The following is a 23,153-nucleotide window of genomic DNA, read 5'->3' as shown; positions in this document are numbered from 1 at the left end:
TCAACATCCTGACAGCTGGTGCAGCGCGGAAATGACCCGAGTGACGTCATCGTCGGTCATATCCGGGAACAAAGGGAGTGAACAGATACGCGCGCTGTTCCATTCCGTATTCGGTAAGGAAAGCGTCGGGAAACGCTCGCGGTAGTATTTTTGCGTGTGGGCCGCGCGGAAGTGCAGGCCGGTGCCGATGCCCATGGCTTTCAGTTTTTCCATCAACGCATCGCGGCTAATCCCGCAGGTGGCTTCATCCACGCGAATAATAAACAGGTGCCAGGCGTGCTGGTGTTCCCATTCCGGTATCGCCAGCGGCTTAAACGGCGTATCCGCCAGCTCGCGCAGATAGCGTTGGGCAATCTCGCTACGCCGCTGGTTGGCATGGGCCAGTTTATCCAGCTGTACCAGCGCCAGCGCGGCGTTGATATCGGCCAGATTGTATTTAAAGCCCGGCGAAATCACCTCCGCCTGCGGCGCCCGGCCATGCGTCTGACGGTCATAGGCATCGACGCCAAGTCCGTGAAATTTCAGGCTACGAATGCGCGATGCCAGCGCATCGTCATCGGTCACGATCAGACCACCTTCGGCGCAGGTCATATTTTTGATGGCGTGGAAAGAGAAGATCGCGCAGCCGCGTCCGCCCACGTGTTTGCCCTTGTAATACGTCCCCGCCGCGTGCGCGGCATCTTCAATCACCGGAATGCCGTGACGTTCTGCCACGGCGCGAATCGCGTCGATATCCGCAGGCGCACCCGCATAGTGCACGGGAATAATCGCCTTGGTGTTGGGGGTAATCGCCGCTGCCACAGCTTCGGCGGTAATCATCAGATTGTCGCGATCGACATCGATCATCACCGGTGTCGCACCCAGCAGACAAATCATGTTCAGCGTGGAAACCCAGGTCTGGGATGGCGTGATGACTTCATCGCCCGGGCCAATGCCCAACGCCATCAGCGTGACGTGCATGCCGCCAGTCGCCGAACTCACCGCCACGGCGTGACGGTTGCCGGTCAGCGTACAGAATGCCTCTTCCAACGCCTGGTTTTTCGGTCCGGTAGTGATCCAGCCCGATTGCAAAACTTCACGCAGCGCAGCCAGCTCTGCGTCGCCCATCGACGGGCGCGAAAACGGCAAAAATTCGCTCATCATGTTCCTGTTCTGTATATGACCCTTTCAGGGTTACGGGGTCGATAGAAAAAATATCCTGCGCCAGCGGACTTAAACAAAATGAAAATGGAATCTCTTCAGCACCACTTTTCATTCCAGGGTATTTGACGTTATTAAATTTAGACGGGGTTGCTTAGGATAATATTAAGAAATTAATATAATTTGCCAGACAGACAATAATCAATTGTTTTTAAATGGAATTTACAAATGACGAGGCGGGAGAAGAGAGGGAAACCGGCTCCCGTTCATGGGCAAAACAGGAGCACGATGTAGTAAAGTAAACAGACATTAAACGGTTAAACAATAAATAGAATTTTATTCTGCAATCTGAATTTCAAAAACAGATCTTAGCTCACAAAATCATTTCCGGTAGATGACAAATTTGCAGGAAAGTCAGCCGGTAATTGATTAGCCGGGCAATTAATGACGCTGTTATTATCCGCGCCGCAATCACGTATAAAGGTAATGGTGGCGAACTCGTCAATCACTTCCGTCGGGTAAGCCGGTCCGGCTTCACGGTAAGAAACCATCAGCGGGATATGATCGTTCTGGAAGCAGACGGTTTTTTCCGGATTATTCATCACCCAGCGCGGGAAGAAGATGGTGCCGTGAAACAGTTTGTCGCCGAGATTGACGATCAGGCTCACATCAGTGCCTGTCGGTTCGGTCCAGGAAATTTTGTAGATGCTTTCACCAACGCGAACGATGTAAGCCTGCTGATCTTTCACCCAACGATTCGCGACGATACCGCTGTGAATTCGGTAATCCAGGGTGTTGGCGTTTTTCACGTAAATTTCGTAATTCCAGCCGTTATCGTAGGTATAAACCAGATGTTTGCCGATAAAACCGCTCAGGTCATGTTTGTCGAATGTGCTCATAATCTGTTCTCCTCTATTTGTTGAGAACAAGCATACTGCTTTAAAAAATGGATGAATAACGCTATGTTTTGATGAAACTCATTCACTTTTTCGATAAATAATGCACAAAACGACGCTGGAACAATGGGCCTTGCTGGAAAAAGTCATCGCGCTCGGTAGTTTCGCAAAAGCAGCAGAAGAGACTCACCGCAGCCAGTCTTCGGTGAGCTATAACCTCGCCCTGTTGCAGGAAAGGCTGGGCGTCGCGCTGCTGCACCCCTCAGGCCGCCGCGCGGTCCTCACTCCGGCCGGAGAGCTGCTGCTAAGCCAGGTAAAACCGCTCCTGCAGGCATTTTCATACGTTGAAACCCGCGCGGCGACCCTGCACAACGGCGCACGAACCCGTCTGGACCTGGTTGTGGACAGTATTTTCCCTCGCGAACGGCTGTTTGCCATTCTGCGCCAGTTTCAGCAGCGCCATCCGCAGACTCAGGTGAGGCTGACCGAAGTCCTCGAAAACATGAAAGATGAGCAGGAGGCCCGCAGCGAAGCCGACGTGATGGTACTCACCCGCCGCCAGGATATTACCGGGCGCGGCGAATGGTTGATGAACATTGATTTTGTTGCCGTTGCCCACCGGGACCATCCGCTTGCCAGACTGAGCGGCCCCCTCGACGACAGTGCGCTGGCCTCCTGGCCGCTGGTACGTATCGCCGATCGCAGCGACGACCCGCAGACGGGGCGCGAGGCGTGGACGTTTTCCACCATTGATGCCGCTATCGATGCCGTGCTCTATCAGGTCGGCTTCGGCTGGCTCCCGGAAGAGCGCATCCGCTCCCGGTTGGATCAGGGTCTGTTGAAAATATTGCCGCTCAGCCACGGCGCCCGACGCGCTACCCCGCTGCACCTGATCGTCAAACGCGATCTGGCGCCCATTGATGAGCAGCTCGCCACGCTGCTGGCGCTGTTCAGAGCGCCCTGAATCGCCCGCTTGCGCGGGCCTACGGGCCACTCATCCTTCACGTTGTCTCGACCTGGCTAACCTGCAGACAATCTGAATGATGAAGTGTGTATATGAAATTCTTATACTTTCTGTCCTGACATTGATCCAGGTTAGGCCTGAAGTATGATGAATTATTAAAATCATCATACTTTCCTTCCTGTTGAGATAAAGACCTTGTCTATTTTCCGCACCACGCTGCTGGCGCTCCTCGCCTGCGCACCTCTGCTGACCGCCGCCGCTTCCTACGACATCACCACCGCCTGGCCGGTGAACGTGGGTCCGCTGAATCCGCATCTGTATACCCCCAACCAAATGTTTGCCCAAAGCATGGTGTATGAGCCGCTGGTCAAGTACCAGGCGGATGGTGCGGTAAAGCCGTGGCTGGCCACCCGCTGGAGCCACTCTGCGGACGGGAAAGTGTGGCTCTTTACCCTGCGTAACGACGTGCAGTTTTCTAACGGCGAGCCGTTCAATGCGCAGGCTGCGGTCGCCAACTTCCAGGCGGTGCTGGCTAACCGGCAGCGCCATGCCTGGCTGGAGCTCACCAATCAGATTACCGACGTGCGGGCGCTCGGCGATACGCAGCTGCAGATTACGCTCAAAAGCGCCTACTACCCTTTCTTGCAGGAGCTGGCTCTGCCGCGCCCGTTCCGTTTTATCGCCCCTTCGCAGTTTGTGGAAGGGGGAACGCAACACGGTATCAAAGCGCCCATCGGTACCGGCCCCTGGGTACTGAAAACTTCGAAACTCAACCAGTATGATGTGCTGGTACGTAACGACCGCTACTGGGGTGACAAACCGGCGATCCGCCAGGTGACCGTGAAAGTGATTCCGGATCCGATGACCCGCGCCGTGGCCTTTGAAACCGGCGATATCGATCTGCTTTACGGTAACGAGGGCCTGCTGCCGCTGGATACCTTCGCCCGTTTCAGCCATAACCCGGCCTGGCGTACCCAGCTCTCTCAACCTGTGGAAACGGTGATGCTGGCGCTTAACTCCGCCAGAGCCCCCACCAATGAACTGGCGGTGCGTGAAGCGCTGAATTATGCGGTGAACAAAAAATCGCTGATCGACAATGCGCTGTACGGTACGCAGCAGGTGGCCGACACGCTTTTCGCCCCTTCCGTGCCATACGCCAACATTGGTCTGAAACCGCGCCACTACGACCCGCAGCAGGCCAACGCCCTGCTGGAGAACGCCGGTTGGATCCGGCCCGCGGGCAAAGCGATTCGCGAGAAGAACGGCCAGCCGCTGCACATAGAACTGTCGTTTATCGGTACCGATGCCCTGAGTAAGTCGATGGCGGAGATAATCCAGGCGGATATGCGCCAGGTCGGGGTGGATGTGGCGCTGGTCGGTGAAGAGGAGAGCAGCATTTACGCCCGCCAGCGCGACGGCCGCTTTGGCATGATCTTTAACCGTACCTGGGGCGCGCCGTATGACCCGCATGCTTTTATGAGCTCAATGCGCGTCCCCTCGCACGCTGATTACCAGGCGCAGCAAGGGCTAGCGGACAAATCACTGATTGATAAAGAGATTGGTCAGGTTCTGACCACCAGCAACGATGCGCAACGTCAGGCGCTGTATCGCGATATTCTGACTCGTCTGCACAATGACGCGGTCTATCTGCCCGTCAGCTATATCTCAATGATGGTGGTGGCGAAACCCGAGCTGGGAGCGATTCCTTACGCACCGGTTACCGCTGAAATTCCGTTCGAACAGATCCAGCCGGTGAATCCCTGATGCAACGTTATCTGCTGCGCCGCATTCTGCTGCTGATTCCGATGATTTTTGCCGCCTCGGTGATTATCTTCCTGATGCTGCGCCTCGGCACCGGTGACCCGGCGCTCGACTATCTGCGGCTTTCAAACCTGCCGCCCACGCCGGATATGGTGGCCTCTACGCGGGCGATGCTCGGGTTGGATCAACCGCTCGTCGTCCAGTACGGCCGCTGGCTGTGGCGGGCGCTGCATCTCGATTTTGGCGTATCATTTGCCACCCAGCGCCCGGTGCTTGACGATGTGCTGCGCTTCCTGCCCGCCACGCTGCAGCTGGCGGGCGCGGCGCTGGTGCTGATCCTGCTGACCTCGGTACCGCTGGGCATCTGGGCCGCGCGTCACCGCGAGAATTTGCCGGATTTCATCGTGCGGATCATCGCCTTTCTCGGCGTGTCGATGCCAAACTTCTGGCTCGCCTTTTTACTGGTGCTCTTCTTCTCGGTCTATTTACAGTGGCTGCCGGCTCTGGGCTACGGCGGCTGGCAGCATATCATCCTGCCGGCCGTGTCGATTGCGTTTATGTCGCTGGCGATTAACGCCCGCCTCCTGCGCGCCAGCATGCTGGAAGTCGCCGGACAGCGCCATGTCACCTGGGCTCGCCTGCGCGGCCTGAATGCCAGGCAAATCGAACGTCGCCACATTCTACGCAACGCCTCGCTACCGATGATTACCGCCGTGGGAATGCACATTGGCGAACTGATCGGCGGGACGATGATCATCGAAAATATCTTTGCCTGGCCGGGCATCGGGCGCTATGCCGTTTCGGCCATTTTTAACCGTGATTATCCGGTTATTCAATGCTTTACGCTTATCATGGTGGTGGTATTCGCCCTGTGTAATCTGGCGGTCGATCTGGTAAATGCCGCGCTGGACCCGCGCATTCGTCGTCATGAAGGAGCGCGCTCATGAGCTTTTTCTTCTCAGCGCGCGGTTCGGTGCGCGCGGCGCTGGTCATCATCGTCCTGCTGACGCTGGTGGCGCTCACCAGCCAGTGGTGGCTACCGTATGATCCGCAGGCCATTGATTTACCTTCCCGTCTGCTGTCGCCAGACGGCCAGCACTGGCTGGGAACCGACCATCTTGGCCGCGATATTTTCTCCCGTCTGCTGGCGGCGACCCGGGTGTCGCTGGGGGCGGTGATGGCCTGTTTACTGCTGGTTCTGGCGCTGGGGCTCCTCATTGGCGGCTGTGCCGGCTTGATGGGCGGGCGCGTCGATCAGCTCACCATGCGGGTGGCCGATATGTTTATGACCTTTCCTACCTCCATTCTGTCGTTCTTTATGGTCGGCGTGCTGGGGACCGGGTTGAGCAACGTGATTATCGCCATCGCCCTGTCGCACTGGGCGTGGTACGCGCGCATGGTTCGTAGCCTGGTGGTGTCCCTGCGCCAGCGCGAGTTTATTCTCGCCGCGCGGCTGAGCGGCGCAAATCGCTGGCGGCTTTTCCTCGATCACCTGGCCGGCGCGGTGGTGCCGTCGCTGCTGGTCCTCGCTACCCTCGATATCGGTCATATGATGCTGCACGTCGCCGGGATGTCGTTCCTCGGCCTTGGCGTCAGCGCACCCACGGCGGAATGGGGGGTAATGATTAACGATGCGCGGCAGTTTATCTGGACCCAGCCGCTACAGATGCTGTGGCCCGGCCTGGCGCTGTTTATCAGCGTGATGGCCTTTAACCTGGTGGGCGACGCGCTACGCGATCGTCTCGATCCTCACCTGATCGCGGAGCACAGCCACTGATGCCGCAAAAGATCCAGTTAGAACACTTTACCCTGCGCGCCGGCCGCCCGCTGGTGACGGAGCTGTCGCTGACCCTGCGTCGCGGGCAGGTGCTGGCCCTGCTGGGCAGCAGCGGTTGCGGAAAATCGCTGACCTGTGCCGCCGCGCTTGGCGTTCTGCCCCCCGGCGTCCGGCAAACCGCCGGGCGTCTGCTGCTGGACGGCATTCCGGTGCACGGCGAACAGCTACGGGGCGGTACCATTGCCACCATTATGCAGAATCCGCGCAGCGCCTTTAATCCGCTGTATACGATGGCGACTCACGCGCGGGAAACCTGCCGCGCCACCGGCCAGCCTGCGGATGATGCGGCGCTTATTGCCGCCATGACCGCCGTCGGTCTGGAAAACCCGTCTCAGCTGCTGAAACGCTATCCCTTCGAGATGAGCGGCGGGATGTTGCAGCGAATGATGATCGCTCTCGCCCTGCTGAGTAAAGCCCCCTTTATCTTCGCCGATGAACCCACCACCGACCTCGATGCCGTGGCGCAGGGGCGCATTCTGGATCTGCTGGAAGAGATTGTCTCCAGCCGCGGCCAGGGACTGCTGCTGGTGACTCACGACATGGGCGTGGTGGCGCGGCTGGCGCACGAGGTCGCGGTGATGGACCGCGGGCGCATCGTCGAGCATTGCGACGTCAATACCCTGTTCAGCGCTCCCCGGCATCCGGTGAGTCAACGGCTGCTGGCGGCGCACCTGGCGCTGTACGGAATGGAGTTTGCAGGATGAACCTACTGAATGTTACCGACGTCAGCCACGATTACCCGCACCATCCGGGCGTGCTGCGCGACGTCAGCCTGAGCGTCCAGGCGGGTGAAACGGTGGCGCTGCTTGGACGCAGCGGCTGCGGTAAAAGCACCCTGGCGCGGATGCTGGTCGGCCTTGAGACACCGGATCACGGCGAGATAACCTGGCGCGGGACGCCGATTCATACGCTAAAAGGCGACGCGCAACGGGCGTTTCGTCGTGATATCCAGCTGGTTTTCCAGGATGCTCAAAGCGCGGTGAACCCGCGAAAAACGGTGAATGAGATCATCAGCGAGCCGCTGCGCCATCTGTTTCGCTTCGCGCGCGATGAGCGCCAGGCGCGGGTCGAAGCGATGATGCAGGCGGTGGACCTTTCTCCACACCTGCTCGACAAACGCCCGCACCAGCTCAGCGGCGGGCAGCTGCAGCGGGTCTGCCTGGCGCGGGCGCTGGTTGTGCGTCCCCCCTTACTGATCCTCGATGAGGCCGTCTCGAATCTTGACCTCGTTTTGCAGGCGGAGATCGTTGCGCTGCTGAAGCGTCTGCAGGTACAGTTTTCTACCGCCTGCCTGTTTATCACCCACGATCTGCGGCTGGTAGAGCGCTTTTGTCAGCGGGTGATGGTGATGGAAAGCGGGCAGATTCTTGAGACCACGGCGGTCAACACGCCGCTGCGCCTTCAGTCAATGGCAGGACGGACACTTCAACGTGCGGTCCTCCCTGCTTTTCCACCTTCCCTTGCCATAGAGAAACGACCATGCAGCGCGTAACCCTGACTCTTGATGACGATCTTCTGGCGACCCTGGACGCGCTGAGCGCCCAGCGCGGCTATCACAACCGTTCGGAGGCGGTGCGCGATATCTTGCGCAATTCGTTGATGCATGAGCATGCGCAGCGGCCCGAACAGCGCGGTTACGCGGTGCTTTCCTATGTCTATGAACATGAAAAGCGCGAGCTGGCAAGCCGACTGATCGCCACGCAGCATCACCATCATGACCTGTCCGTTGCGACGCTGCATGTACATATCAGCCATGACGACTGTCTGGAGATTGCCGTCCTTAAAGGTGAAATGGGCGAGGTGCGGCATTTTGCCGATGAGGTGATTGCCCAGCGCGGCGTACGTCACGGGCATCTGCACTGCTTAACCGCGCAAGACGAGGGTCCGCACGACTGACCCGCCGATGATGGCGGAAACGCAATTCGACGTATCGCCCTGAAAACCGACCAATTTAACGTGGTTTATCAACAGTTGATAAACCACGTAAATTATATGCTTTCACCACTTTTCTACCTGCCTATAATGGCCGCTCATTTAACGATCTCGTTATGGCGAGGCTCCTGCACAAATACAAGTTACCGCCCTGCTGGTATCGAGAGAGACCACTCAGGGAAATACAGGCATCCATCGAATCAAGGTGTTGCCAAGGTAACTTCTGACGGCATTCATGCCGGACAGATACGTTGTGCAGTGCTAAAACCAGGACGTAGGGATCTGCCTGTGCTCATCCTGTCTTGTTCGCCCCTATGAGTGATTTTTTATAGGGAATTACACCATGTCTTCAATGCAACACTGCGCCGCGCATCTGGCCACTTCCGCCTTCGACGGCGATGCGATCGCCCAGTACATGCGTACCGATTTTATCACTCTGCCCGAGCACCTCAGCGTCTATGAAGCGCGGGAGCTCTTTGTCTCGCAGCTCACCAGCGATGATATTCCAGGCCAGGTCTTTGTGGTGGCCGGAAAGAAGCTGCGCGGCAGTTTATCGATTAAAAAGCTGCTTCAGGAGAGCGATACGGCGCAATCCATTCGCTATCTGATGGACAGCTGCCTGTTTCGCGTGAAGCCCGATGATGAGCGTCAGGAGGTGGTCGCCGAACTGAGCGAGCGCGGACTCGACCTGGTGCCGGTGGTTGAAAAAGGCGAACTGGTCGGCTGCCTGATGGAGAAAGAGATTGCCCATCTGCTGGAAGACGACGTCACCGAAGATGTGCATCGCCAGGGCGCAACGCTCCCGCTGGATAAGCCCTATCTGGAGATCAGCCCGTGGACGCTGTGGAAAAAACGTTCGGTGTGGTTATTGCTGCTGTTCGTCGCGGAAGCCTACACCAGCAGCGTCATTCAACATTTTGAAGAGGCGCTGGAATCGGCCATTGCGCTGGCCTTCTTTATTCCGCTGCTGATCGGTACCGGCGGTAACAGCGGTACGCAGATCACCTCCACGCTGGTCCGTTCCATGGCGCTCGGGGAAGTCCGCCTGCGCGATATGGGCCGGGTGATTCGTAAAGAGATGACGACGTCGCTGCTGATTGCCATCACTCTCGGTCTGGCGGGCTGCCTGCGCGCCTGGATGATGGGCATTGGCATGGAGATCACCCTGATTGTCAGCCTGACGCTGGTATGTATTACGCTGTGGAGCGCGGTGGTATCGTCAGTGATCCCTCTGACGCTTAAGCGCGTGGGCATCGACCCGGCGGTCGTCTCCGCGCCGTTTATCGCCACGCTGATTGATGGCACCGGGCTGATTATCTACTTCAAAATCGCCCAGCACTTTCTTGGTCTGAGCTGATAAACCGGGGGCAGCTTCCCGTAACAGGAGGCTGCCCCTGTCTTACGCTTCGACCAGCGCCTGGGCGCAGGCCCAGGCGGAAGACCATGCCCACTGGAAGTTGTACCCCCCCAGCCAGCCGGTCACATCCATCACTTCACCGATAAAATAGAGCCCCGGCACCTTGCGAGCTTCCATGGTCCGCGACGACAGTTCGTGCGTATCGACGCCGCCGAGGGTCACCTCCGCCGTACGGTAGCCTTCGGTGCCGTTGGGCTGCACGCGCCAGGCGGTCAGCGTCTCCACCAGCATTTCCTGCTCACGCACATTGAGCTGTTTTAGCGTGACGTCCGGAATTTGTCCCAGCTGCTGCAGGCACTCCACCAGCCGCTTCGGCAGCTGCATGGCGAGGGTGTTTTTCAGGCTTTGATTCGGATGTTCGCTACGCTGCTCGTTAAGGAACTCATCAAGATGGCAATCAGGCAGCAGGTTGATGGTGACAAACTCGCCCGGCTGCCAGTAGCTGGAAATCTGCAGCACCGCCGGCCCGGAGAGCCCGCGATGGGTAAACAGCAGATTCTCGCGGAACAGCGTGCCGTCCTGTGCGGTAATGGTTGATGGCACCGAAACGCCCGAGAGCACCTGCAACTGCTCAAGCAGCGGTTTATGCAGCGTAAAGGGCACCAGGCCCGCACGGGTCGGCAGCACCTTGAGACCAAACTGCTCGGCAAGTTTATAGCCAAACGGCGACGCCCCCAGCCCGGGCATCGACAGGCCGCCGGAGGCGACCACCAGTTTTTTCGCCGCCACCTCGTCGCCATTAAGTTGCAGTCTGTAGCCTTCATCATCGCGTTCGACGCTGATAATTTCGCTACGCAGGCGAATTTGCACGCCGCCCTTTTCACATTCCGCCAGCAGCAGGTTGACGATTTGCTCAGCAGAATCATCACAAAACAGCTGGCCGAGGGTCTTCTCATGCCAGGCAATGCCGTGTTTGCCCACCAGTTCGATAAAATCCCATTGGCTATAACGCGCCAGCGCAGATTTGCAAAAATGCGGGTTCAGGCTGAGATACGCTGCCGGCTCAATATACATATTGGTAAAGTTGCAGCGGCCGCCGCCGGACATCAGGATTTTACGGCCTGGCTTTTTGCCATTATCCAGCAACAGCACGCGCAGCCCCGCCTGGCCCGCCTGCGCTGCACAAAACATTCCCGCCGCTCCGGCGCCAATTACAATGGCATCAAACCTTTCCACGCAACTTTCCTCATATCCCGATTGTCGGGAATTGTAAATTTTTCACGCTGGTCGCACCAGCACGAAAATCGATGTATTCATGTACATCATTGAAAGATATAGGATTACTCTCAAGCAGGTAAAATCCAGACAGGAAGAAAATCAAAAAAAGTCTATATTTCACTTTGCCCGCGCCGCTAAAGTCACTGATAATGCGCCGCGTTCATGTCCTCAAAATGGCGTAACGTCCTATGCTACATTTATTTGCCGGTCTGGATTTACATACCGGGCTATTACTATTGCTTGCTTTAGCTTTCGTGCTGTTTTACGAAGCGATTAACGGTTTTCATGATACCGCAAACGCTGTTGCTACTGTGATTTACACACGCGCAATGCGGTCACAACTTGCTGTTGCGATGGCGGCCCTCTTCAACTTCTTCGGCGTTCTGTTGGGTGGTCTCAGCGTCGCTTATGCCATCGTGCATATGCTGCCGACCGACCTGCTGCTTAACATGGGTTCCGCACATGGCCTCGCCATGGTGTTTTCTATGCTGCTGGCAGCGATTATCTGGAACCTCGGTACCTGGTATTTTGGCCTCCCGGCCTCCAGTTCGCACACGTTGATCGGCGCTATCATCGGTATTGGTTTAACCAATGCGCTGATGACCGGCACGTCCGTGGTCGATGCGTTGAATATCCCGAAAGTCATCGGTATTTTTGGCTCACTTATCATCTCACCGATTGTCGGTCTGGTGGTTGCTGGCGGCCTGATTTTCATTTTGCGTCGTTACTGGAGCGGTACCAAAAAACGTGCCCGTATTCACCTGACGCCTGCAGAACGTGAAAAGAAAGACGGTAAGAAAAAGCCGCCATTCTGGACCCGTATTGCTCTGATTCTGTCCGCCATTGGCGTATCGTTCTCACACGGTGCGAACGACGGCCAGAAAGGCATTGGTCTGGTCATGCTGGTGCTGATCGGTGTGGCGCCGGCAGGTTTCGTGGTTAACATGAATGCCTCCGGCTATGAGATAACCCGGACCCGCGATGCGGTGAACAACGTGGAAACCTTCTTCGAACAGCGCCCTGAGCTGTTGAAAAAGGCCACCGGCGTTGATCAGCTGATTCCGTCTCCGGAGGCCGGGACGGCCGCCAGCGGCGGCGAGTTCCATTGCCATCCGGCGAATACCATCAACGCACTGAATCGCGTGAAGACGGCGCTGACCGGTATTGAAAGCTATGACTCGCTCTCCATTGATCAGCGTAGTCAGCTGCGTCGCATCATGCTGTGCATTTCCGACACGACCGATAAAGTCGCGAAGTTGCCGGAAGTGAATGCTGACGATCAGCGCCTGCTGAAGAAACTGAAAACCGATATGCTGAGCACCATCGAGTACGCGCCAATCTGGATCATTATGGCCGTGGCGCTGGCGCTGGGTATCGGCACCATGATCGGCTGGCGTCGCGTGGCGACCACTATCGGCGAGAAGATCGGTAAGAAAGGTATGACCTACGCGCAAGGTATGTCAGCCCAGATGACCGCTGCGGTTTCGATTGGTCTGGCGAGTTACACCGGTATGCCGGTTTCCACCACCCACGTGCTCTCCTCCTCCGTAGCGGGGACGATGCTCGTCGATGGCGGCGGCCTGCAGAGAAAGACCGTCACCAGTATTCTGATGGCGTGGGTGCTGACCTTGCCGGCAGCGATTCTGTTGTCAGGCGGACTGTACTGGATAGCCCTCAAGCTTATCTAAGTCCGGTTATTAGCGCTGAGCGAGCAAACATAAACGGGTCAGGAAACTGGCCCGTTTTTTTTACCTGACATCCGGCTAGTGCCAGATCAGTAACGCGATCAGACTCACCACCACCAGACCGCACAGGGCGCTGGTCAGAATAAACTGCCGCCGTACCCGCTCGCAGCGACGAATAAACTCCTCATCGTGATGATCGCGATAACGTTGGGCATAGATATACCACACCAGGCGCACCTGTTTGCCCGGCTGCCCATGCGAAGTAAAAAAGCCTCCGCCATCAACATATTGATAAAGCAAGGGATCGCAACCACGTAGCACAACCAATAATGCACGCAATGATGAGAAGTAGCGTGCCATATTCACCACACAAACGATACACAGGGCCCAAAACAGCGCAATAGTGCTGATCATACGTCCTCCCCGGCGACCCGCCCTCGGAGACATCTCCGGAGCTAGCGCTTCCCAATACCCAACCCAACATACAATACGAGAGTGCGATTCCGATCACGTTTATTTATCCGATCGGCTCATTAAATAGTGTAGGAGATCAGTCAATTTTTTTACCACAAGGTTAATCGTTATCAATACGTAAGATGAATATATTTGTTTAACTTTTGGTGAACCAGGTGCATTGACGGAGCGCGAGGGGCGCTATAAGGTAGAAATATCTTCTACAATTAAGTCCTTAAAGGGCTGAACCCCCGCGGATTAGCACGCAGGACGCGGGCGAAGCGGCAGCACCAGCTGTCTGGTCCAATGGTCATCGACAACTTATGGAAGGAGTAACACTATGGCTTACAAACATATTCTTATTGCAGTAGACCTCTCCCCGGAAAGCAAAGTTCTGGTAGAGAAAGCCGTTTCTATGGCGCGTCCTTATAATGCCAAAGTCTCTCTGATTCACGTGGATGTTAATTACTCCGACCTGTACACCGGTCTGATCGATGTCAATCTGGGCGATATGCAGAAACGTATTTCCGAAGAGACGCACCACGCGCTGAGCGAGCTGTCCACCAATGCGGGCTACCCCATTACCGAAACCCTGAGCGGCAGCGGCGATCTCGGTCAGGTGCTGGTTGATGCGATTAAAAAATACGATATGGACCTGGTGGTCTGCGGTCACCATCAGGATTTCTGGAGCAAGCTGATGTCTTCCGCACGTCAGCTCATCAACACCGTTCACGTCGATATGCTGATTGTGCCGCTGCGCGATGAAGAAGACGAATAACCGTTCGCGCGGTTAACCATCAGAATGCCAGCGCCCGCCTTTGCGGGCGTTGTTGTTTTTCACGAAGGGCATATTTGCCCGCGCCCCTTGCCTGCCTCCATTGGCCGATTCAAATATTACTTACCCACCTTTACTACCAGGATATCAAACCGAGTATTTATTATTGATTAGTGTGATCAACCAGTTATTAGAAAAATAATCTATATAATAATCTACCGTCAAAGCCAATAGCCGCATCATTGCGCTTCACCATACTTTTTCAGCGCGTTCTGGCATACGCGTTCATACTTTTTTGGGATTGCACTACAAGGCGAAGGAATATGAAAACTACTGCACCTACGGGGCTGTTGCAGCAACCTCGTCCGTTCTTCATGATTTTTTTTGTGGAATTATGGGAGCGATTTGGTTATTACGGCGTTCAGGGGATCCTGGCGGTCTTTTTTGTTAAACAACTTGGATTTTCTCAGGAACAAGCGTTTATTACCTTTGGCGCCTTTGCCGCGCTGGTTTACGGGCTGATCTCCATCGGCGGCTATGTTGGCGACCACCTGCTCGGCACCAAACGCACGCTGGTTCTTGGAGCCGTGGTGCTGGCGCTGGGCTACTTCATGACCGGGCTGTCGCTGCTTAAACCGGACCTGATTTTTATCGCCCTCGGGACGATTGCCGTCGGGAACGGGCTATTTAAAGCCAATCCCGCCAGCCTGCTGTCAAAGTGCTATCCCCCCAAAGATGCTCGTCTCGATGGCGCATTCACCCTGTTTTATATGTCGATTAATATCGGCTCGCTGCTGTCGCTCTCTCTGGCGCCGGTGATCGCGGAAAAATTTGGCTATGCCGTGACCTATAACCTGTGCGGCGCGGGGCTGATTATCGCCCTGCTGGTCTATTTCGCCTGCCGCGGGATGGTGAAAGATATCGGGTCGGAGCCGGACCATCGGCCGCTTATTGTGCGCAACCTGCTGTACGTGCTGGTCGGTACGGTGGCGATGGTGTTCCTTTGCGCCTGGCTGATGCATAACGTCAAAATCGCTAACCTGGTGCTGATTGTCCTCTCTATCATCGTCATTATTTTCTTCTTTCGCGAGGCCTTCAGGCTGGATAAAACCGGGCGCAACAAAATGTTTGTCGCCTTTATCCTGATGCTGGAAGCGGTGCTGTTCTACATTCTGTACGCGCAGATGCCGACCTCGCTGAACTTCTTCGCCATCAATAACGTTCACCACGATATCCTCGGCATGACCATTAACCCGGTCAGCTTCCAGGCACTGAACCCGTTCTGGGTGGTGGTGGCCAGTCCGGTGCTGGCGGCGATTTATACCCGCCTTGGCAACAAAGGCAAAGATCTCACCATGCCGATGAAATTTACCCTCGGCATGTTTTTATGTTCGCTGGGCTTCCTGACCGCCGCCGCCGCGGGAATCTGGTTTGCCGATGCACAGGGGCTGACGTCGCCGTGGTTTATCGTGCTGGTTTATCTGTTCCAGAGTCTGGGGGAGCTGCTGATCAGCGCATTGGGGCTGGCGATGGTCGCCGCGCTGGTGCCACAGCATCTGATGGGCTTTATTCTGGGAATGTGGTTTCTGACTCAGGCGGCGGCCTTCCTGATGGGCGGATACGTCGCCACTTTCACCGCCGTGCCGGAAAATATCACCGACCCGCTGCAAACTCTGCCGGTTTATACCAGCGTGTTTAGCAAAATTGGCCTGGTGACGCTGGGTGTAACCATGGTGATGGCGCTGCTGGTACCGTGGCTCAACAGGATGATTAACACGCCGTCGAGCGACAAATAACAACCTGTTTCACCTCAGCGGCTGGCGCCGCTGAGGTGTTCCTTTCCGCGCGGCAATCCAGTCTCGCACTTCAATGACAAACTCGTCCGGCGCTTCAGGTCGTTGGACATGCATCCCGGATAAGGCTTGCGGCTGCTATCCGGGATAGTCCACAGCAGTGAAACGCTACTCGGGCGTCCCGGCGTAAATATCGAAGCGGTGTCCTTTGGTGACCACTGCGTTCGGCGTGGTGACATCCGCCAGCGGCGGGGCGTAATCCGGACGTTTCACCACCACCCGTTTGGTCGCCAGATGACGCGCGGGTTCCAGCAGGCCGTCGGCATCCAGATCCGGCCCCACCAGCGACTGAAACACGCGCATCTCTTTCTTTACCAGCGCACTTTTCTGCTTATGCGGGAACATCGGGTCAAGATAGACCACCTGCGGGCGCGGCGTAATGTCCGTCAGCGCCGTCAGGCTGGAGGCGTGAATCAGCTGCAAACGCTCCCGAAGCCACGGGCCGATTTCCGGGTCGGCGTAGCCGCGAGCCAGCCCATCATCAAGCAGGGCCGCCACTACCGGGTTACGTTCCAGCATGCGCACACGGCAGCCCACCGAGGCCAGCACGAAGGCATCGCGCCCCAGCCCTGCCGTCGCATCCACCACATCCGGCACGTAGTCGCCTTTGACGCCAACCGCTTTCGCCACCGCCTCGCCGCGACCGCCGCCAAATTTACGTCGGTGGGCCATCGCCCCGCCGACGAAATCAACGAAGATCCCGCCGAGCTTCGGCTCGTCGCGCTTACGCAGCTCCAGATGTTCGCGGGTCATCACCAGCGCCATCGGATTGTCATCGTCCTGCGTCAGGCCCCAGCGAGCGGCAAGAACAGATAAGGCGCCGTCTCCGGCGCCCGTTTCATCAATTAAGCAGATTTTCACGTCCACTTTACCCTAAAGAATTCGCGTTGCCTCAAGACAACAAAAGAACCAGTCCCTGGCCACGTACAGAGAGTATGCGGCCAGGGTGAGTGAGTGCAGTTGCCAAAGAGGCAGCCTGAAGAATGACGGGAAATTAGCCCTTAATCCCGTAATGCTCCAGCATCGCGTCGAGCTGCGGTTCGCGCCCGCGGAAGCGTTTGAACAGCACCATCGGCTCTTCGGAACCGCCGCGGCTCAGAATGTTATCGAGGAACGACTGGCCGGTTTCACGATTGAAAATCCCCTCTTCTTCAAAGCGCGAGAAGGCATCCGCCGCCAGGACATCGGCCCACAGATAGCTGTAGTAGCCTGCCGCATAGCCCCCGGCAAAAATATGGCTGAAGGCATGTGGGAAGCGCCCCCAGGACGGCCCAGGCACCACGGCGACCTGCTTTTTGATTTCCGCCAGCGTTTCGAGGATTTTCGCCCCTTGCTCCGGTTTGTACTCCGCATGCAGACGGAAGTCGAACAGGCCGAACTCCAGCTGACGCAGAATGAATAACGCGGCCTGATAGTTTTTCGCCGCCAGCATTTTTTCCAGCAGCTCCTGCGGCAGCGGTTCACCGGTTTCATAGTGGCCGGAGATAAACGCCAGCGCTTCCGGCTCCCAGCACCAGTTTTCCATAAACTGGCTCGGCAGCTCGACCGCATCCCACGGCACCCCGCTGATGCCGGAGACGCCGGCGGTATCGATACGGGTCAACATATGGTGCAGACCGTGACCAAATTCGTGGAACAGCGTGATCACTTCATCATGGGTAAACAGCGCCGGTTTGCCGTTCACCGGGCGGTTAAAGTTGCAGGTCAGGTAGGCAACCGGCTTTTGCAGCGAACCGTCAAGCTTGCGCATCTGCCCGACGCAGTCGTCCATCCACGCTCCGCCGCGTTTGTGCTCGCGAGCATACAGATCGAGATAGAAGCTGCCGCGCAGTTCGTGGTTCTCATCATACAGTTCAAAGAAACGCACTTCCGGGTGCCAGACGTCCACATCGGTGCGCTCTTTGGCGGTAATCCCGTAAATGCGGTTCACCACTTCAAACAGGCCGTTAACGGCTTTGTTTTCCGGGAAGTAAGGGCGCAGCTGCTCATCGCTGATGCTGTAGAGATGCTGCTTCTGTTTTTCACTGTAGTAAGCGATATCCCACGGCTGCAGCTCGTCGACGCCGAACTCCGCTTTTGCGAAGGCGCGCAGCTGAGCCAGCTCTTTCTCACCCTGCGGACGAGCGCGTTTCGCCAGGTCGGTCAGGAAGTCGAGCACCTGCTGCGGGTTCTCCGCCATTTTGGTCGACAGCGATTTGGCGGCATAGCTGTCAAAGCCCAGCAGCTGGGCCAGCTCGTGGCGCAGCGCGAGAATTTCCGCCATCACCGGGCTGTTGTCCCATTTGCCGGCATTCGGCCCCTGGTCTGACGCGCGGGTGGAGTAGGCGCGATACAGCTCTTCACGCAGCGCCTGGTTGTCGCAGTAGGTCATCACCGGCAGATAGCTCGGAATGTCCAACGTCAGCAGATAACCTTCCTGCTCTTTCGCCTGAGCCTGAGCCTGGGCTGCCGCCAGCGCGCTTTCCGGCATCCCGGACAGCTCAGCGACGTCGGTCACCAGCTTGCTCCAGCCCATGGTGGCGTCGAGCACGTTGTTGCTGTACTGGTTGCCGAGCTCAGACAGGCGTGCGGCAATTTCGCCGTAGCGTTTCTGCTGCTCTTTCGCCAGGCCGATCCCCGACAGTTCAAAATCGCGCAGCGCGTTATCCACCGCTTTTTTCTGCGCGGTATTCAGCGTGGCGTAATGGTCGCCGTCACGCAGATCGCGATACGCTTGATACAACCCTTCATGTTGACCTACCCAGGTGCTGTATTCCGACAACAGCGGCAGCGTTTGTTCATAGGCTTCACGCAGCTCAGGGCTGTTCTTGACCGAGTTCAGATGGCTGACCGGCGAGAAGATGCGTCCCAGCACATCATCCACTTCAGCCAGCGGCTGGCAGAGCGTTTCCCAGCTGTATGGCGCGCCTTGCGCGACCACGCTTTCTACCGCGGCCCGACAGTCGGCCAGCGCTTTGGTCACCGCAGGGACGACGTGTTCCGGCTTGATCGCAGAAAAAGGCGGCAATGAAAAAGGCGTCAATAATGGATTGGTCATATGCGCAGTCCTGTTGAAAAGGGTGAATGAAGCGCGCGTTCCGGCGCTTTAGCATGAGATCTAGAATGGGGGATCGTGACGGGAATTTCAATGTCACACCGTGCCAGGCGCCGGGTATTGCTGCAATAAGTCGGCATTATTGGCGCAGGCAGTTTGCACCCGGCCAGCGCGGAGCAACCGGAGCGGACACGTAGCAGGTGAAGAGTTGATTTGCTTCGCTTCGCTCCCCATTCGGGCCGCCAGGGGGCATTCAAACATAAATCGTTGCGGGCGTCGCCCCGCTTCAAAATGACAAGCAAAACAGTGCTGGTCTGACTCGCGCCGGTTTTCCCCGGCTATATGGGCCGGGGACATTGTCATCCTGCAAACCGGGAAGCTGGATTAATGTGCTTTCTGCGCCATCTGATATGCCGCCGGCAGATTCACCCGCTGCCAGAACTGCTGGTCGGCGGTCTCGCCCGACAGCGGATAACCCGCCGGAAGCGCGGTTTTCACCATCAGCGCCCGGCGCTGGGCGGCGGACAGATGCGGCAGCGCGGTCTCCAGCAGAACCTCTGCGCCTTCCGGCACCGTCAGAGCTGATTTCTCCCCCTTCTGCTGCGGCAGGTTGTAGGTCATGGTGAACGCGTAAAATGCGTTCATCGCCGGGTCGCGGTACGGGTCATCTTTTCCGGCCGGCTTCGCGCACTCGGCCAGTGAGGTCGCGCACTCTTTTTCCAGCGCCGTCCGCAGCTGATCGCGCGCTTCATTGAACAGCGCACGATACTTCGCGTCGTTGAGGTAATGCGCGACATTACGCTGCGCCACCATCCGCGAACCCATCACATCCAGCGGGTAATGTACGCCAAGCACGATGCGGGAATAGCCGTAGCGCGCGCCGCGGGTCACCAGCGCATCAAAGCGCTCCGGGATCATTTCCGCCATCAGCAGCGCATCGGTGTAGCCGGTGTTGGTGTGTCCGCTGGGGAAGGAACCTCCGTCGGCGGTGTAAGGCTGGTTGTCCTTTATCACCACATCGTCCGGCACCAGATGAATGGTATTGCCCTGGATCAGGAACGGGCGCGGATTGTTATAATGCTTTTTCGCCGCCCCCGTACTGACTTCACTGGCCTTAATCAGCGCCGCCGCTTTACCCAGCTCACCTTTGTCGTAGGCCGTGAGGAAGGCTTTGCCGAGCCGCGGACCCAGCGCATCGCTGAGGAAATAGAGATAGCTAATCCCTTCCGCATCCGCCAGCGCCTGATGGCGGGTCGCCTGCGTCGCATCGCGATTAATTGCGGTCACCGTAGCCAGGTTATCCTTCACCACCGAATCCGGGAGCGTGCTGAAGGCGGCAAGCAGCGCGATACCCGCCTGCTGATTCGCTTTCTCCTGGAAATCGTAGCCGCTGGCCTTCAGCCAGGCCTTATCCGCCTGGGTTTTATTCTGTTTTGCGTGCGCGAGCTGACCGCGGGTGAGCGTGGCGGCATCGCCCTTCAGCGCAGCGCGCAGCTGCGCCAGCGTCTGACCTTCAAGATCGTCAAACGCCGGGCTGGCCGCCGCTGGCGTCACGCTACCGGCGATCGCTGCCGCCTGGTTCAGCGGAACCTCTTTCGCCAGGGCCGGCAGCGCCAGGATCAACGCTGAGGTCAGGAGTGTGATTTGCAATTTCATTATTTTTCCTTTTATTCAAACAATTACCTTGCCTTCACGCGACGCTAGCGCTGATATTTGACATTTTTATGACGCAGTCATGTTTTGCAACGCTTTTGACCCCATTGAAACAGCGCGGCGCTACAGCGGTAATCTGTACGGATCTGCGGTAAACTATCGGTCATCTTGTTTAATTCCCGGAATCTCTGCATCCATGCTCAGTTATCGCCACAGCTTTCACGCAGGCAACCACGCCGACGTCCTTAAACACACCGTTCAGAGTCTGATCATTGAATCGCTGAAAGAGAAAGAAAAACCGTTTCTCTATCTGGACACTCACGCCGGCGCGGGCCGCTATCAGCTGAGCGGCGAGCACGCCGAACGTACGGGTGAATACCTGGAAGGCATTTCCCGTATCTGGCAGCAGGACGACCTGCCAGCCGAGATGGAAGCCTACATTTCCGTCATCCAGCATTTCAACCGTAGCGGCCAGCTGCGCTACTACCCGGGTTCTCCGCTGATCGCCCGCCAGCTGCTGCGCGAGCAGGACAGCCTGCAAATGACCGAACTGCACCCGAGCGATTTTCCGCTGCTGCGTTCGGAATTTCAAAAAGATGCCCGTGCCCGCGTGGAAAAAGCCGATGGCTACCTGCAGCTGAAAGCGAAGCTGCCGCCGGTGTCCCGTCGCGGCCTGATTCTTATCGATCCGCCGTACGAGATTAAAAGCGACTACCAGGCGGTCGTGGCCGGCATCCACGAAGGCTACAAACGCTTTGCCACCGGCACCTATGCGCTGTGGTATCCGGTGGTGCTGCGCGCGCAGATTAAGCGCATGATCAAAGATCTGGAAGCGACCGGCATTCGCAAAATCATGCAGATTGAACTTGCCGTGCGTCCTGACAGCGACCAGCGCGGCATGACCGCTTCCGGGATGATCGTCATTAACCCACCGTGGAAGCTGGAACAGCAGATGAACAACGTCCTGCCGTGGTTGCATAAGAAACTCTCGCCGACCGGCATCGGACATGCCACCGTTGGCTGGATCGTACCGGAGTAATCACAGCCATCGGTGGAACCTTTTACGCCTCGCGCTACAATCGCGGTCATTCAACGATTAAGGGCCTACCAGGATAGGTCTTCTAAGGATACAGGCTATGAGCAAACATTATGATTACATCGCTATCGGCGGCGGCAGTGGCGGCATCGCCTCCATCAACCGTGCGGCAATGTATGGCCAGAAGTGCGCGCTGATTGAAGCTAAAGATCTGGGCGGCACCTGCGTCAACGTCGGCTGCGTACCGAAGAAAATCATGTGGCATGCGGCGCAGATTCGCGAAGCGATTCATCTGTATGGCCCGGACTACGGTTTCGATACCACGATTAACCACTTCGACTGGGACAAACTGGTGGCCAGCCGCAGCGCGTATATCGACCGTATCCACACCTCCTACGACAACGTGTTAGGCAAAAACAAGGTTGATGTCATCAAAGGCTTCGCCCGTTTTGTGGATGCCAAAACCGTGGAAGTGAATGGCGAAACGATCACCGCCGATCATATCCTGATCGCCACCGGCGGCCGTCCGAGCCATCCGTCTATTCCGGGCGTTGAGTACGGCATCGACTCTAACGGCTTCTTCGAGCTGCCGGCCCTGCCGAAGCGCGTCGCCGTGGTGGGCGCAGGCTATATTGCCGTTGAGCTGGCTGGCGTCATTAACGGCCTCGGCGCCGAAACGCACCTGTTCGTGCGTAAACATGCGCCGCTGCGCAGCTTCGATCCGCTGATCGTCGATACCCTGGTCGAAGTGATGAACAGCGAAGGGCCGCAGCTGCACACTCACGCCATTCCGCAAGCGGTAGTGAAAAACTCGGACGGCAGCCTGACGCTTCAGCTGGAAGATGGCCGGAGTCAGACCGTGGATTGCCTGATCTGGGCCATTGGGCGTGAGCCGGAGACCGATAATTTCAACCTCGCAGCCGCTGGCGTAAAAACCAACGACCAAGGCTATATCGTGGTGGATAAATTCCAGAACACCAACGTGCCGGGGATCTATGCCGTGGGCGATAACACCGGGGCGGTGGAGCTGACGCCGGTGGCGGTAGCGGCGGGTCGTCGTCTGTCTGAACGCCTGTTCAACAACAAGCCGGAAGAGCATCTGGATTACAGCAATATCCCGACCGTAGTCTTCAGCCATCCGCCGATCGGCACCGTCGGTTTAACCGAGCCGCAGGCGCGCGAGCAGTATGGCGATGACGCCGTGAAGGTCTATAAATCCGCTTTCACCGCCATGTATACCGCCGTGACCTCGCACCGCCAGCCGTGCCGCATGAAGCTGGTATGCGTCGGCCCGGAAGAGAAGATTGTCGGCATTCACGGTATCGGCTTCGGCATGGATGAAATGCTGCAGGGCTTTGCGGTGGCGCTGAAAATGGGCGCCACCAAGAAGGACTTCGACAATACCGTGGCGATTCACCCGACGGCCGCGGAAGAGTTCGTAACCATGCGTTAATCCTCTCAGCCCCGTGTTCTCACGGGGCTTTTAAACCTCATTGCGT

The 23,153-nt window shown here is 57.2% G+C and carries 20 protein-coding genes and 1 riboswitch; of the genes, 13 read left to right on the top strand and 7 right to left on the bottom strand.

Annotated features, from left to right (window positions below):
* Window positions 1-1,140, bottom strand: coding sequence for a UDP-4-amino-4-deoxy-L-arabinose aminotransferase (gene arnB / locus GRPL_RS19725; RefSeq protein WP_032690381.1), 1,140 nt, complete (start codon window positions 1,138-1,140; stop codon window positions 1-3).
* 368 nt (window positions 1,141-1,508) lie between these two features.
* Window positions 1,509-2,042: a phenolic acid decarboxylase gene (locus GRPL_RS19730; protein ID WP_162180062.1), complete on the bottom strand. Its 534-nt coding sequence runs from the start codon at window positions 2,040-2,042 to the stop codon at window positions 1,509-1,511.
* Between the two features lie 97 nt (window positions 2,043-2,139).
* Here GRPL_RS19730 and GRPL_RS19735 point away from each other — a divergent pair, with 97 nt between their 5' ends.
* From GRPL_RS19735 to GRPL_RS19770, 8 genes are all read left to right on the top strand, one after another.
* Window positions 2,140-3,000 carry a LysR family transcriptional regulator gene (locus GRPL_RS19735; protein ID WP_032690379.1) on the top strand — a complete coding sequence of 287 codons (861 nt, stop codon included), beginning with the start codon at window positions 2,140-2,142 and terminating at the stop codon, window positions 2,998-3,000.
* A gap of 195 nt (window positions 3,001-3,195) precedes the next feature.
* The gene (nikA, locus tag GRPL_RS19740; RefSeq protein WP_032698611.1) at window positions 3,196-4,764 is read left to right on the top strand and encodes a nickel ABC transporter substrate-binding protein; all 1,569 of its coding nucleotides are present in this window, start codon (window positions 3,196-3,198) and stop codon (window positions 4,762-4,764) included.
* Window positions 4,764-5,708: a nickel ABC transporter permease subunit NikB gene (gene nikB, locus GRPL_RS19745; protein ID WP_032690377.1), complete on the top strand. Its 945-nt coding sequence runs from the start codon at window positions 4,764-4,766 to the stop codon at window positions 5,706-5,708. Before nikA ends, nikB begins: the two co-directional genes overlap by 1 nt.
* On the top strand, window positions 5,705-6,538 hold the full coding sequence (gene nikC / locus GRPL_RS19750; RefSeq protein WP_032690376.1) for a nickel ABC transporter permease subunit NikC: 834 nt from the start codon (window positions 5,705-5,707) through the stop codon (window positions 6,536-6,538). The genes nikB and nikC overlap by 4 nt, the downstream gene beginning before the upstream one ends.
* Entirely contained in the window at window positions 6,538-7,302 is a 765-nt protein-coding gene (gene nikD, locus GRPL_RS19755) for a nickel import ATP-binding protein NikD (protein ID WP_032698609.1), read from the top strand. Before nikC ends, nikD begins: the two co-directional genes overlap by 1 nt.
* Window positions 7,299-8,090, top strand: a complete 792-nt coding sequence (nikE, locus tag GRPL_RS19760) for a nickel import ATP-binding protein NikE (protein WP_032698607.1) — start codon at window positions 7,299-7,301, stop codon at window positions 8,088-8,090. Before nikD ends, nikE begins: the two co-directional genes overlap by 4 nt.
* Entirely contained in the window at window positions 8,078-8,494 is a 417-nt protein-coding gene (gene nikR / locus GRPL_RS19765) for a nickel-responsive transcriptional regulator NikR (RefSeq protein ID WP_032690373.1), read from the top strand. Before nikE ends, nikR begins: the two co-directional genes overlap by 13 nt.
* Window positions 8,495-8,633: 139 nt before the next feature.
* Window positions 8,634-8,817: riboswitch (M-box (ykoK) riboswitch) on the top strand.
* Window positions 8,818-8,873: 56 nt separating this feature from the next.
* Window positions 8,874-9,887 carry a magnesium transporter gene (locus tag GRPL_RS19770; RefSeq protein ID WP_032690372.1) on the top strand — a complete coding sequence of 338 codons (1,014 nt, stop codon included), beginning with the start codon at window positions 8,874-8,876 and terminating at the stop codon, window positions 9,885-9,887.
* 42 nt (window positions 9,888-9,929) lie between these two features.
* Here the strand turns inward: GRPL_RS19770 and GRPL_RS19775 are convergent, their stop codons facing one another.
* Window positions 9,930-11,123 carry a BaiN/RdsA family NAD(P)/FAD-dependent oxidoreductase gene (locus tag GRPL_RS19775; RefSeq protein WP_032696944.1) on the bottom strand — a complete coding sequence of 398 codons (1,194 nt, stop codon included), beginning with the start codon at window positions 11,121-11,123 and terminating at the stop codon, window positions 9,930-9,932.
* A gap of 230 nt (window positions 11,124-11,353) precedes the next feature.
* Here GRPL_RS19775 and pitA point away from each other — a divergent pair, with 230 nt between their 5' ends.
* Entirely contained in the window at window positions 11,354-12,853 is a 1,500-nt protein-coding gene (pitA, locus tag GRPL_RS19780) for an inorganic phosphate transporter PitA (RefSeq protein WP_032696945.1), read from the top strand.
* A 75-nt stretch (window positions 12,854-12,928) separates the two neighbouring features.
* Here pitA and uspB read toward each other — a convergent pair whose 3' ends face one another.
* Window positions 12,929-13,264 (bottom strand): universal stress protein UspB, encoded by a 336-nt coding sequence (gene uspB, locus GRPL_RS19785; RefSeq protein ID WP_032696946.1) that lies wholly within the window; start codon window positions 13,262-13,264, stop codon window positions 12,929-12,931.
* A gap of 379 nt (window positions 13,265-13,643) precedes the next feature.
* On the opposite strand from uspB, the gene uspA reads away from it, so the two are divergent.
* Entirely contained in the window at window positions 13,644-14,081 is a 438-nt protein-coding gene (uspA, locus tag GRPL_RS19790; protein WP_004126268.1) for a universal stress protein UspA, read from the top strand.
* Between the two features lie 320 nt (window positions 14,082-14,401).
* Window positions 14,402-15,874 (top strand): dipeptide/tripeptide permease DtpB, encoded by a 1,473-nt coding sequence (gene dtpB, locus GRPL_RS19795; RefSeq protein WP_032696947.1) that lies wholly within the window; start codon window positions 14,402-14,404, stop codon window positions 15,872-15,874.
* A 165-nt stretch (window positions 15,875-16,039) separates the two neighbouring features.
* Here dtpB and rsmJ read toward each other — a convergent pair whose 3' ends face one another.
* The 3 genes from rsmJ to GRPL_RS19810 all read right to left on the bottom strand — a co-directional run bounded on the left by rsmJ (window position 16,040) and on the right by GRPL_RS19810 (window position 20,621).
* A complete protein-coding gene (gene rsmJ, locus GRPL_RS19800; protein ID WP_032698680.1) occupies window positions 16,040-16,792 on the bottom strand; it encodes a 16S rRNA (guanine(1516)-N(2))-methyltransferase RsmJ in 753 nt (250 codons plus the stop codon).
* Between the two features lie 133 nt (window positions 16,793-16,925).
* Complete coding sequence (gene prlC / locus GRPL_RS19805; protein WP_032690366.1) at window positions 16,926-18,968, bottom strand: oligopeptidase A; 2,043 nt, start codon at window positions 18,966-18,968, stop codon at window positions 16,926-16,928.
* A gap of 381 nt (window positions 18,969-19,349) precedes the next feature.
* Window positions 19,350-20,621 (bottom strand): acid phosphatase, encoded by a 1,272-nt coding sequence (locus GRPL_RS19810; RefSeq protein ID WP_032698606.1) that lies wholly within the window; start codon window positions 20,619-20,621, stop codon window positions 19,350-19,352.
* A gap of 193 nt (window positions 20,622-20,814) precedes the next feature.
* On the opposite strand from GRPL_RS19810, the gene GRPL_RS19815 reads away from it, so the two are divergent.
* Both GRPL_RS19815 and gorA read left to right on the top strand, forming a co-directional pair.
* Entirely contained in the window at window positions 20,815-21,657 is an 843-nt protein-coding gene (locus GRPL_RS19815) for a 23S rRNA (adenine(2030)-N(6))-methyltransferase RlmJ (protein WP_032690364.1), read from the top strand.
* A 97-nt stretch (window positions 21,658-21,754) separates the two neighbouring features.
* Window positions 21,755-23,107 (top strand): glutathione-disulfide reductase, encoded by a 1,353-nt coding sequence (gorA, locus tag GRPL_RS19820; protein ID WP_032698604.1) that lies wholly within the window; start codon window positions 21,755-21,757, stop codon window positions 23,105-23,107.
* Window positions 23,108-23,153 lie beyond the last annotated feature (46 nt).

It is taken from the genome of Klebsiella planticola ATCC 33531, from assembly GCF_000735435.1.
GTDB lineage: Bacteria > Pseudomonadota > Gammaproteobacteria > Enterobacterales > Enterobacteriaceae > Klebsiella > Klebsiella planticola.
The sequence above is the reverse complement of the archived record's forward strand: the minus strand, read 5'-3'. Positions and strand labels throughout refer to the sequence as shown.